This window comes from Nocardia sp. NPDC047648 (assembly GCF_040642815.1).
GTDB classification, from domain to species: Bacteria; Actinomycetota; Actinomycetes; order Mycobacteriales; family Mycobacteriaceae; genus Nocardia; species Nocardia gamkensis.
This window is the reverse complement of the sequence record NZ_JBEYSX010000012.1, coordinates 12,047-22,946: the sequence shown is the minus strand read 5'-3', so window position 1 is coordinate 22,946 and position 10,900 is coordinate 12,047. Positions and strand designations below refer to the sequence as shown.

10 protein-coding genes and 1 pseudogene are annotated in these 10,900 nt (G+C 66.3%); 4 read left to right on the top strand and 7 right to left on the bottom strand.

All coding sequences use genetic code 11. The annotated features are described in order from the left end of the window. Positions 1-18: 18 nt before the first annotated feature. On the bottom strand, positions 19-717 hold the full coding sequence (locus tag ABZ803_RS23840) for a CoA pyrophosphatase (protein WP_357042094.1): 699 nt from the start codon (positions 715-717) through the stop codon (positions 19-21). A gap of 133 nt (positions 718-850) precedes the next feature. Between ABZ803_RS23840 and ABZ803_RS23835 the strand changes: the two genes are divergently transcribed. Then, positions 851-2,587 (top strand): DUF3556 domain-containing protein, encoded by a 1,737-nt coding sequence (locus ABZ803_RS23835; RefSeq protein ID WP_357042092.1) that lies wholly within the window; start codon positions 851-853, stop codon positions 2,585-2,587. A 148-nt stretch (positions 2,588-2,735) separates the two neighbouring features. On the opposite strand, the gene ABZ803_RS23830 is transcribed toward ABZ803_RS23835, so the two are convergent. The 3 genes from ABZ803_RS23830 to ABZ803_RS23820 form a co-directional block, all read right to left on the bottom strand. Beyond that, the gene (locus ABZ803_RS23830; RefSeq protein ID WP_357042089.1) at positions 2,736-3,575 is read right to left on the bottom strand and encodes an aminoglycoside adenylyltransferase domain-containing protein; all 840 of its coding nucleotides are present in this window, start codon (positions 3,573-3,575) and stop codon (positions 2,736-2,738) included. Between the two features lie 179 nt (positions 3,576-3,754). Further along, on the bottom strand, positions 3,755-5,035 hold the full coding sequence (locus tag ABZ803_RS23825) for an NAD(P)/FAD-dependent oxidoreductase (RefSeq protein ID WP_357042086.1): 1,281 nt from the start codon (positions 5,033-5,035) through the stop codon (positions 3,755-3,757). Continuing rightward, complete coding sequence (locus ABZ803_RS23820; RefSeq protein ID WP_357042083.1) at positions 4,995-5,579, bottom strand: TetR family transcriptional regulator; 585 nt, start codon at positions 5,577-5,579, stop codon at positions 4,995-4,997. The genes ABZ803_RS23825 and ABZ803_RS23820 overlap by 41 nt, the downstream gene beginning before the upstream one ends. A 165-nt stretch (positions 5,580-5,744) precedes the next feature. Between ABZ803_RS23820 and ABZ803_RS23815 the strand changes: the two genes are divergently transcribed. Next, a complete protein-coding gene (locus tag ABZ803_RS23815; RefSeq protein ID WP_357042080.1) occupies positions 5,745-7,256 on the top strand; it encodes an MFS transporter in 1,512 nt (503 codons plus the stop codon). A 91-nt stretch (positions 7,257-7,347) separates the two neighbouring features. Here the strand turns inward: ABZ803_RS23815 and ABZ803_RS23810 are convergent, their stop codons facing one another. Then, the gene (locus tag ABZ803_RS23810; RefSeq protein ID WP_357042690.1) at positions 7,348-8,322 is read right to left on the bottom strand and encodes an alpha/beta hydrolase family protein; all 975 of its coding nucleotides are present in this window, start codon (positions 8,320-8,322) and stop codon (positions 7,348-7,350) included. A gap of 542 nt (positions 8,323-8,864) precedes the next feature. On the opposite strand from ABZ803_RS23810, the gene ABZ803_RS23805 reads away from it, so the two are divergent. Together ABZ803_RS23805 and ABZ803_RS23800 are read left to right on the top strand one after the other, a co-directional pair. After that, positions 8,865-9,239: a TetR/AcrR family transcriptional regulator C-terminal domain-containing protein gene (locus tag ABZ803_RS23805; RefSeq protein ID WP_357042077.1), complete on the top strand. Its 375-nt coding sequence runs from the start codon at positions 8,865-8,867 to the stop codon at positions 9,237-9,239. Next, positions 9,218-9,274: pseudogene (locus tag ABZ803_RS23800) on the top strand (hypothetical protein); the annotation flags it as partial. The gene ABZ803_RS23805 and the pseudogene ABZ803_RS23800, both read left to right, overlap by 22 nt. 221 nt (positions 9,275-9,495) lie before the next feature. Here the strand turns inward: ABZ803_RS23800 and ABZ803_RS23795 are convergent. Both ABZ803_RS23795 and ABZ803_RS23790 read right to left on the bottom strand, forming a co-directional pair. Next, positions 9,496-10,401 (bottom strand): toll/interleukin-1 receptor domain-containing protein, encoded by a 906-nt coding sequence (locus ABZ803_RS23795; RefSeq protein WP_357042074.1) that lies wholly within the window; start codon positions 10,399-10,401, stop codon positions 9,496-9,498. A 177-nt stretch (positions 10,402-10,578) separates the two neighbouring features. Beyond that, on the bottom strand, positions 10,579-10,785 hold the full coding sequence (locus ABZ803_RS23790) for a DUF5988 family protein (RefSeq protein ID WP_357042071.1): 207 nt from the start codon (positions 10,783-10,785) through the stop codon (positions 10,579-10,581). Positions 10,786-10,900 lie beyond the last annotated feature (115 nt).

The window sequence follows — 10,900 nt, the reverse complement described above, 5'->3', positions numbered from 1 at the left end:
CCGGACCTGGCAGGAGGCCTACCGATGCGTCCAATCGGGTTGGGCGAAGTGAGCGACCCGGGCCGCGGAAGGCGCTGTACCGAGCAGGACGACTTCGCGGAACTGCCACAGCAGTGCGCCGGTCGGTGCGTGGATGGTCATCTTCGGGCCGAGCCGCATCTGCAGCAGGCCGGCTTCGTCGGCAGGCGCGGCATCATCGCGCAGTTCCGCCTGGCGTACCGCGTCCTCGGCCCGGACCCAGCGCGGGGTGTCCTCGGCGGCGAGCCGGGCGACGCCGACCAGGTGCACCGAGTGGACCTCGTCGGGGTTCGGCCGCAATCGCGTGGCGTCGGTCAGCACCAGAACGAGCGGCGTGATCGTGAAGCCGGACGCGGCGGGAAAGTCGTCGAGCGCACCGAGCAGATCTTCGGGACGCGCGTGCAGCCCCAATTCCTCGTGCAGTTCACGGAGGGCGGCTTGTTCCGCGGTCTCACCTTCGTCCAAGCGGCCACCGGGCAATCCCCACTGTCCGGCGTTGCGGCCACGGTAGGCCCGCTTGATGACGATCACCGCCGGTGGTCCACCGGGCTCTTCGACCACGCACAACACCACAGCGGCGCGGCGCACACCGGGCGCGTCGGCGACCTCGATGCGCGGGAATCCTGCCAGCCGGGCGGTCGCGAGCACGCGGAACTCGTCGATGCTCCTGGGCAGAGGCGCTTTCGGAGTCGGCTCCATGGCCTCGATCTTGCCCGAACCGGACACGAGGGGCGACGCGGGAGTCGTTGACAGCAAATGCCGCACCTGTCACCGTATCGGGAACCTCGGGGCCCCGGCCGTGCCTCGGGCGTTCGCGATCGGAGCGTGCTTGATGGGGTTTCTCGAGCCCGACCTGCCCGTGGTCGACCTGGCGGAATGGAGCAAGGGCACGCGCGGCGAGCGCATCCGCCCCATGGCCCGGCACTGGGCCGAAGTGGGCTTCGGGACACCCGTGGTGCTGCACCTGTTCTACGTCGGCAAGATTTGCCTGTATGCGCTCGGCGGCCTGCTGGTCGCGCTGACCACCGCGGGCATCGACGGATTCACGAACATCGGCGCTTGGTGGACGGAACCGATCGTCTTCCAGAAGATCGTGCTGTACACGCTGCTGTTCGAAGTGGTGGGGCTGGGCTGCGGCTTCGGCCCACTCAACAACCGATACTTCCCGCCGCTGGGCTCGATCCTGTATTGGCTGCGCCCCAACACCATTCGGCTGCCACCGTGGCCGGATCGGGTACCGCTCACCAAGGGCGACAACCGCACTCCGGTGGACATCACTTTGTACGCGGCGCTGCTGGTGACGACAACGGTCGCCTTGCTGTCCGACGGCACCGGCCCGATCCCGGAACTGGACACCACCGTGGGATTGTTGCCGCACTGGCAGGTCGCGGCGATTCTCGGCCTGCTGGCCGTCATCGGCCTGCGCGACAAGGTGATCTTCCTGGCCGCCCGTGGCGAGGTCTACGCCACGCTCACCATCGCCTTCCTCTTCCCGGGCGCCGATTCGATCGTCGCCGCGAAAGCGGTTTTCGTCGTGATCTGGATGGGCGCGGCCACGTCGAAACTGAACAAGCACTTCCCTTTCGTGGTCTCCACGATGATGTCCAACAGTCCGGTGTTCCGGCCGAAACCACTCAAGCGCGCGTTCTTCGAACGCTTCCCCGACGATCTGCGGCCGGGGCGGTTGTCCCGCGTGTTCGCCCACGGCGGCACCGTCATCGAGATGTGCGTTCCGCCGGTGTTGTTCTTCTCCCACGGTGGTTGGCCGACTGCCGTCGCGGCGTTCGTCATGGTGTGCTTCCATCTGGCGATCCTGACCGCCATTCCGATGGGCGTGCCGTTGGAATGGAACGTCTTCATGATCTTCGGCATCGCCGCCTTGTTCGTCGCGCACGCCGACCTCGACCTGAGCAGCCTGCGAAATCCGGTACCGGTCGCAGCGCTGTTCGGCGTGACCGCGAGCATCGTGATCGCCGGGAACCTGTTCCCGCGCAAGATCTCCTTCCTGCCCGGCATGCGCTACTACGCGGGGAACTGGGACACCACGATGTGGTGCATCAAACCCTCGGCCGCGCAGAAGATCGGCACGAGCATCGTCGCCATCGCGAGCATGCCGCAGGCGCAGCTGGAGCGGTACTACGGGAAGGACCGCGCGCAGATTCCGATGTACCTGGGATACGCCTTCCGTGCCATGAACACCCACGGCCGCGCACTGTTCACGCTCGTCCACCGCGCCATGCCCCCCGGCCGCGAAGACGAGTACACCATCACCGACGGCGAACGCATCTGCAGCACCGCCGTGGGCTGGAATTTCGGCGACGGCCACATGCACAACGAACAACTCATCGCCGCCATGCACCGACGCTGCCACTTCGAACCCGGCGAAGTACGCGTGGTCCTCCTGGACGCCCAGCCGATCCACAAGCAGACCCAGCAATACCGCCTCGTCGACGCGGCCACCGGCGAATTCGAACGCGGAGAGGTGAAAGTCGCCGACATGGTCACACGCCAGCCCTGGGCCGACGATGTACCGGTACGGGTGAACTACAGCGCCGGCCAACAGGGCTGACGTTTCTTCGTTTCTCGGCCTTCATTCCCACCGAGCATTGTTCGGGCAATCTATGGCTAGATGCGCATATCCAAGTAACATCATCATTCACTGTCTTCGGAGGCGGGTTTCCGACGCGGATCGAGTCGGTTGTTCACTTCGGCGGACTTCACGGCCCTCGGCGCAGGTCCGCATCTCCCGGCTGACCATCGATCAACGCGTGGATCGCGGCTTCCTCGACGCGCTCCCCCACCCAGGTGAGGAAAGTTCGAACGTCGGTCGCGGGCAGCGGAAGCGCTGCCGAGCGTGGACGCTGGAAGCTGCGCAGCGCGGTTTCGACGAGGGGGCGGAAATCCTTCTCGGATGTGGCGATCATCTGCGCCGCTTCGCGTTTGGCCGTCCAGCGACCCGTGCGGCAGAACGCTGCCGTCCGGCAGCCGTTCAGCACCCGGTTGTCGCCCAGATGCCCCGCTCCCCCGGCGTGCTCCCGGACCGAAGCCCGCATCGCCGCGTACAGGTCGCGCTCAAACGGTGCCGCGAGGACCTCCCGTACCGGGGTGCCGTGAAGGAGACGCCCGGCCTGGTGAGCGATGGAACGATCGACGACGTACCAGAAGTCCGATGATTCCGCCGGATCGAAGCTGACGCGGTTCGGCAACATCGGGCCGGTGTTGAGGTCCATGAGGTAACCAGCCGCGCCGGATGGTTCGGCGACGAAGTCCGCGCCGTAGACAACCAGCTCCAGCCCGGCCGCAGGGCAGGGCAGCGAGGCATGGGCGAGCGATTCGGCCAGTTCCTGCAGTACCCGCACGGGAATCGATGGGTCCGCGACGATTGTCATGTCGACGTCGCTGCGCCCGTGCCTGTAGTCGTCCAGCGCGATCGACCCTACGGCGAAGACGCTGACCAGATGACCTCCACAGACGGCGCGGGTGCGACGCACGAGACCATCCAGATAGGGACGCAACTCAGCCGGCAGGGAGTGCGAGTCCACCAAGGCATCGGTCATGCGGGCCAGTATCCGCCACGGCCGGATTCCGGGCCTACCGCCTGCCGCCGATCCGGACCGGAGATCCCCGACTACGGAATCGGACCATTCGACACCGGCGGATTGCTCGCTCCTGTGCGGATCGCCGATCCCGATCCCGATGCCGGATCGAGCTGCATTGATCGAGAAGCCCAGAGCATTCAGGCGATCACGCAGTGACACCGCTTGGTACTCGAGTTCGGCCATGCTCGATTCCGGTGCACGCGAAGGTGGCGCAAAGCGGGCCCCGGGGCGTCGGGCGCTACCGCGTGGTCGAGGCCGTCGGCCGCCCAGACTTGCAGATCGCGGCTGCGGGTGAGCATCGACTCTTCGTAACCGCGCAAGGCCGCATCGAGACTCGCTCCCCGGTGCAATGAATCCGCTATGCGGGTGCCGAGTTCTGCGCCGTCGAGCATCGCGAGGTTGGCGCCCTGGCTGAAGAAAGGCGCCGTCATGTGTGCGGCGTCACCGACCAGCGTCAATCGCGGATGGCCGCGCCAGGTGAACGATGCCGGGAGTGCGTACGCCGGGTGGATGTCGAACGTGATCCGTCCGTCGAGGAGCTTGCGGAACGGGGGCGCCCAGTCGTAGAAGATCGCGGTCAGGGCAGCACTGGCCGGTTCGGGTCCGGCCTGTTCGAACGGGCCGTCTATCAGCCAATTCATCCCCGCCCGGAACCCGGCGACGACGCGCGTGGCACCGCGGGCCGGGCGATAGACGAACAGTGCCTTGTTGTCGGACAGGACGAAGGTGTCACCGTCCGCGATCAGCTCGTCATCGAGGAGACGGCTGTCCTCGCACCATCCCACGGCGAACACGACGCCGAGATAGCCGGGATCGACCGACGCTACGGTCTCGCGAACCCGAGACCAGCCGCCGTCGGCACCGACCACCGCGGTGACCCGCACCGAGCGGCCGTTGTCGAACCGCAACAGCAAACCGTCATCTCGCTCGTCGCGGATGCCGGTCAGCCGGTGCGACCATCGAACAGTCCCGGGGGTCAGCGAATCGAGCAGGGTTGCTTCGAGCACGCGTTGAGCGACCTCCGGATCCGCCCGTGCGTCGCTGCCGCCGTCGTCGGCGTAGTGAACGGTTCCGTCTCTGCCGAGCAAGCGCACACCGGTGCGTTCGGGTACGGACTGCGCCACGATCGTATCGAGCAGGCCGGTATATCGCATGGCACGCCGACCGGAATCAGAGTGCAGGACAACGGTTTCGGATGCACTGCCCGAAAGCCCAGGGCGACTGTCGAAGACTGTTGCCGCAATGCCGTGACGTTGCAGTACGCGGGCCGCAGTCAGTCCCCCCGGGCCCGCTCCCACGATACCCACCACCGCACGCTCGCCGGTCGCGCCGACGCTCGGCCCTGTCGAACGCACGTCCCTTCCCTTCCGACGATGCCTACCCCGACGACGGCTGGGCACCGAAATCCGACCAGCCATGGCGGAGTTTGCCGAAGACGGCCCGCAAATCCGCCGGCGAATGCGCACCGTACGTGGCGAGGAACTCGGCGTCGAGAACGTAGCGAGCCAGGGTGGTAGCCAGCAGGTCGTCCGGCGGCCGACCCGCCTCGTCGGCGATGGCGACGGCGAGGGCGGTCTCCCATCGGTGGCGCATGCGACCGGCGTAGTCGAGCAGCGCCGGGGTGGCCTTGACCAGCTCGACGAACTCCGCGCCGGAGGGTCCCTCGACGGCCGGATGTTCCGGCGGCACCAGGTGCTGCTCGAGCGCGTCCAGGATCGAGACGCCGGCATCGCGTTCGCGGACCGCCGCTGTCAGCGCATGCTCGTAGGCGTCGCTTTCGTCGAAGACGAGCGCTTCCTTGCTCGGGAAGTAGGCGAACAGCGTACTCACCGCCACTTCGGCGGCATCAGCGATCTCCGCGACGGTCACATTGTCGAAGCCTCGCTCCCGAAACATCTCGAACGCTGTGTCGGCCAGCCGCTTACGCGTCTGCGCCTTCTTCCGTTCTCGCAGCCCTGACACCTTGCCAACCCCTTTTTGTGTGCAGACGTCGCTACCTCGTTGTCGCGCCGAGTCTACCTCGACTGCGAACCGACTACGGAACACGATCGACTCCGTATTGACACCTTCACTAAATAAGTATTCACTACAAACTCGTAGTTACTGCGGAAATATGAGAGGACTTCGATGGAAGTGACACCACTGCGCCGATGGCTGGCCATCGGTGCGCTCGCGCTGGCGATGTTGACCGTCGGGCTGGACATGACCGTGCTCACCATCGCGTTGCCGACACTCGCGCAAGATCTGAACGCCGGTACCGCTGCGCTGCAGTGGTTCAGCACCGCCTACACGCTGGCGGTCGCGGCCGCGATGCTGCCCGCCGGTGCGCTGGGTGACCGGTTCGGACGGAAGAAGTTCGTGTTCGGCGCCCTGCTGCTGTTCGGCGGTGCGTCCGTCTGGTGCGCGCTCGCCTCGACGGCCGGTGAGCTCATCGCGGCGCGAATCACCCTGGGAATCGCCGCGGCGGTGCTGATGGCACTGTCGATGGGGATGATTCCCGTCCTGTTCCCCGGCCCCGCGGAACGCACTCGGGCGACGACGGTGTGGATTACGGCGGTCACACTCGGGATGCCGCTGGGCCCGATCGTCGGGGGCCTGCTGCTGAAGAACTTTTGGTGGGGCTCGGTATTTCTGATCAACATCCCCATGGTGCTGATCGGCGCGGTGGCGGTCGGCCTGCTGATACCCGAGTCCCGCAGCCTGGTGCGCCATCCCATCGATCCCGTCAGCGTCGTGCTGTCCGGTGTGGGACTGGCCGGCCTGACCTACGGCTTCATCCGTTTCGGCGAGAACAGCTGGAGCGACGGCGCCGCATGGATGACCGTGCTCGGGGGTATCGGACTCCTGGTCGGCCTGATCGCCTGGCAGCGCAAGCTGGTTCACCCCCTCGTCGACCTCGGACTGTTCGCCGACCACGGGTTCCGATGGGGCACGGCCTTCCAGCTGTTCAGCGCGTTCGCCATGTTCGGGTTGTTCTTCAGCATCCCGCAGTACTTCCAGGCGATCCTCGGCGTCGATGCCCTCGGCAGCGGCCTACGGATGCTGCCGATGATCGGCGGTCTGCTCTTGGCCTCCAACTTCCTCGAAGGATTGCGCGACAGGATCGGCGTCCGGCCGACATTGGTCGCCGGGTTCGCGCTGCTGGCGGTCGGTATGGCGGTCGGAGCTACCACAGGTGTCGGTACGGCGTACTGGTTCATCGCGGTCTGGATGGCGGTGGTCGGGCTCGGCATCGGATTGGTCCTGCCCACCTCCATGGCTCTTGCCGTGGGTGCGCTCACCCCGGAGCGCGCCGGGGCGGGCTCCGCGTTGTTGTCGGCATTGCGCCAGGCCAGTGGCACGATCGGAGTAGCCGTGCTGGGCACCGTGGTATCCGTGCGGTACCACTCGGAACTCGGTTCGCTGAACCACGAGCCGATCAGTGCCGGGGTCGGCTCCGGAGTCGCCGTCGCCCGCGGCATCGGAGATGACGCGCTGCTGCACCACGTGCAATCGGCCTTCATGAGCGGCATGAGCCTGCTCATGTGGGTATGCGCCGGCATCTGCGTCACAGCGATCGCGCTGGTGGCGGCCACCGAAACGCGGACGACCTCGGATACGGCAGAAGATTCCGAACCGGAATCCACCCGAGTCGGCTGAATCGTGCATCCCGTCCGTCCGGCCCGCGATGACTTCTCGAAAGAAAAAGAAGTCGAGCAGCATTCGGCCGCGGGCGGGAGACCCCGCGCCGTCAGTGCGGCAGCTCCAACCCGTCGGCCAGCACCGGCCACGAATTCTTCAACGCCTCCTGCCAGTAGCCCCAGGAATGGGTCCCGGTGGGCTGGAAATCGTAGGTGGCGGGGATACCGAGGGCATTCAGGCGGTCGCGCATGTTGTGGGTGCACCAGTTCACCGCGGCCTCGATCACGCCGCCCAGCACCAGCTGATTGAGATAGCCGCGTGGTCCTGGCTGGGCATACGCGCCGTTGTAAGTGTCGTACATGCCCGGCACTCCGGTCCCGGTCGACAGGAATAGGCGTATGCCACGGAGCTGGTCGGCGTGCAGGTAAGGGTCGTTGGCCGCCCACATCGGGTCTTCCGGCGGGCCGTACATGTTCTCGGTGTCGCCGCCGCCCCAGCTCTCGACCGCCAGTTTCACGAACTCGCGGCCGATCGGGTCGCTGATCTGCGCACAGCCGCTGTACGCCGCGACCGCTCGATACAGACCGGGTTTGGCGATCGGCAGTTGCAGTACCGAGGTTCCGGAGGTGGACAAGCCCGCGATGGCGTTCACGCCGGTGGTGCCGAACTCGGCGTCGATCAGCGGCGGCAACTCCTCGGTGAGGAACGTCTTCCACTTGTACACACCGAGTTTCGGGTCCGGGGAGCGCCAATCCGCGTAATAGCTCCAGCGGCCGCCGACCGGTTGCACGACATTCACGTCTTTGCCCGCGAGGAAGCCCAGCACGTCGGTGTTCTTCTGCCAGGTCGCGCTGTCCTGGCCACCGCCGCCACCGTTCAGCAGATACAACGTCGGCCGTGGTACCGAACGGTCGGCCGGGCGCAGCACCTTCACCATGATGTCCTGCCCCATCGCCGCGGAATGCACCCGCAACTGCACGGTCCGGTCGTCCTCTGCCCACGAACCGGTGATCGATGGCGAGTCAGCGCTCGCGGCCGGTGACGCCGCGATCACCCCTGCGGTCAGGGCGGACACCGCCGCCAGCACGCCGAGTGCGTGCACCCCGAAGCGGGAGACCGACTTGATCCTTGCCTGCACGCTGCCCGAATCGGCAACAGCCGCAAGCCCTGCGCCGACGTGGATACTTCGTTTCATCGCTTGCATCCTCCACAACCACAGCGTTCGTCCACCGGCTCCGTCGTAGCGGCTCGACAGCGCCGAAGCTCGGATAACGCTAGAACCGAGGAAGGCGTGGCGTTCTGCCGGAAAGAGTGGTCTGGACACCTCACGAATCGGACCGATTCCGCTAGGTGCGGAACACAAGCGCGGGCATGCGGCGATGATGAAAGCCGCTTTCCACCTCCATACCGGCGCGGACCACTCGGTCACAAGCTGCGTGGCCGACGGGCTGAACCCGCGGCCGACTGGATACCGACGGCCTGCCCGACGGGCACATGAGACCGGGGTGACCCGCGGGGTCGGCGTGCGGCCCGCGTCGTTCAGACCGCGCTTCGTGCCGGCGACGTCCCGAGTGGGCGTATGGCCTCCGCGGTCGACCACTGGCCTTCCACCTGCGCGAGGGCAGCATGTGCCTGTACCTGAGCGATCACGTTCCGCCGCTCCGCGCCGCTGACCGCGTCGCCGGCGGTCAGGCCACTGAGCAGCGCCCTGGAACAGGCGGATTCCCGGAGGGCCCCGGGAGAGAAGACGCCGGCTTCTATCGGCTGGTTGTCGCGGAGACGCCCCGGTTCCCCCAGCCGGCAGCGATCTACCGGCGCGCGATGGAGCGCTTCGGCGCCCCGCTGGCGTACTACCTGCGTGACCAGTCCGCTCGCGGCGTCCTGGCCGTTCCCGATGTGGATGCCGCGGCCCGCCAATTCGGCATGTTCGCCTACGGCGAGGTGAGCCCGTCATCGCGCGCAGGCTCGCCGAGACGACGAATTGCTCCCCGGCCGCGGTGAGCAAGACGCTCGCGAAACTGGAGCAACGCGGCTACGTCGAGCGCAGGCCCAGCCCGGCGGATCGTCGTGCCGCTCTCGTCACCCCCACCGAATCCGTTCGGGCCGTGATGGATTCGATGTCTCCGCATCAGCTGGCGATCGAAGCCGAGGTGCTCTCCGGTCTCGGCGCCGACCGGGAGCGTGTGGTGGACGCGCTCCGCATTCTCGCCGACGTGCTCGAGCGCGGCGTGCGCGGCGGAAGCCGCAGGCCGGTCCGTCATCCGCCACCCTCGTTCGACGAATCCGCGGGCGCCCAGCGGCCGAGTGGAGCCACACCGTTCCGGTCCATGAATTCCAGCACGTCGCGACGCTGTGGTTTGCCGAGCTTCGGATGCAGACGGTCCAGCGCGGCCCATTCATCGGAGGATCCGGTCGCGCCGCGCGGCATCGCCTTGACGATCTGCAGGCAGATATTGCGGATCTCCGCCCTGTTCTGCATATGTTCGCCGATCCGTGCCGCTTCTCCGAACCGCCCGAGATCGACCAGGTGCACGGCGATCTGTTTCTGCTTTACTTGCGCGGCCTGCGCCGATACCGCGATCGCGATCAAATCGTCCAGGCGATCACGAGCGATGAGTGCTCGAACGTCCTCGGCCCGCACATTGGTGTGATTCGCGGTGACGGTACGTTGCAGCCGTTCCAGGGTGCGCTCCAGATCCGCTACGGCCTGCCGCTCACGGATGCGCGGAATCTCCCTGACCATCTGGTGCGCCACAGGAGTCACACCGGAGGTCGGTTCGCACCCGGTTCGGTCGGCGATGGTGCGAAGAAAGCGGGTCAACGACGATACGTCGAGCAGGTCGACAGTTTGGAATGCGCGCATCGGCTCCCACAACCGGTCGACGCCGACCTCGAGGAGCAGCGGTGTCGTCGACTTACCCTGCATCCAGAAGCACGCCCATTCGGCCGAGACCCAAGGGCGGAGCACCGACTCCGGGGTGATGACGGTGAACAATTCGTCACTGTTCTCGACACCCAGTTTGATCTGTTCGATCCACGGTAGACCGTGCGGCGCGTCGTCTGGGAGGAGGAAGAACTCGACCCCGAGATCGTGTTCCAGCAGGCTGCGCAAGTACCTGACCACTCCGGCGTCGTAGCTCGTGTGGCTGAGAAATACCCTCATTCCGCTCCCCCTGCGCGGTTCGAGCGAGGTATCCCGAGGCTCGGAAAGCCCCCGCATCCTGCGATCCGGCTCGCCGCCCACCTCGAAGCGAGCCGCGGGATCGACTCACATCATGACACGAGAGCCGCAGATGGCGATCGAAAATGCGGACTGTGCCGGGACTTGGAGGCGGAGAGCCTACGAGCGGTTCGGCGATATCGTCCGGTAGGTCCACTCGAATACACGCGCGCGGCCTATCGCGGTATTGCGGAACCGTGGTGTCGGGATGAAGTGCTCGTAGCCGCCACGATAGGGGATCTTGATTTCAGCGGTCGGAGCAAGCGGCAGAGCGTGTTCGGCCAGACCATCCGGTCCGCCTTCGAGATAGATGTTCAGTTGTGGCATGGCTTACCTCCCGTCGACGAAACAACGCACACGGGCCCTGATTGCCGATACGTCTGGCGGTATGGGGGCATCCCCGGCGCCGAAAAGGCGGAATCCGGGGATGCCAGGTCGTCTA

Bases quoted from the DNA above. Each gene is read 5' to 3' on its own strand.
- ABZ803_RS23840 (WP_357042094.1), bottom strand. From the start codon at position 717: ATGGAGCCGACTCCGAAAGCGCCTCTGCCCAGGAGCATCGACGAGTTC.
- ABZ803_RS23815 (WP_357042080.1), top strand. From the start codon at position 5,745: ATGGAAGTGACACCACTGCGCCGATGGCTGGCCATCGGTGCGCTCGCG.
- ABZ803_RS23790 (WP_357042071.1), bottom strand. From the start codon at position 10,785: ATGCCACAACTGAACATCTATCTCGAAGGCGGACCGGATGGTCTGGCC.
- ABZ803_RS23805 (WP_357042077.1), top strand. From the start codon at position 8,865: ATGTGCCTGTACCTGAGCGATCACGTTCCGCCGCTCCGCGCCGCTGAC.
- ABZ803_RS23825 (WP_357042086.1), bottom strand. From the start codon at position 5,035: ATGGCTGGTCGGATTTCGGTGCCCAGCCGTCGTCGGGGTAGGCATCGT.
- ABZ803_RS23835 (WP_357042092.1), top strand. From the start codon at position 851: ATGGGGTTTCTCGAGCCCGACCTGCCCGTGGTCGACCTGGCGGAATGG.
- ABZ803_RS23830 (WP_357042089.1), bottom strand. From the start codon at position 3,575: ATGACCGATGCCTTGGTGGACTCGCACTCCCTGCCGGCTGAGTTGCGT.
- ABZ803_RS23795 (WP_357042074.1), bottom strand. From the start codon at position 10,401: ATGAGGGTATTTCTCAGCCACACGAGCTACGACGCCGGAGTGGTCAGG.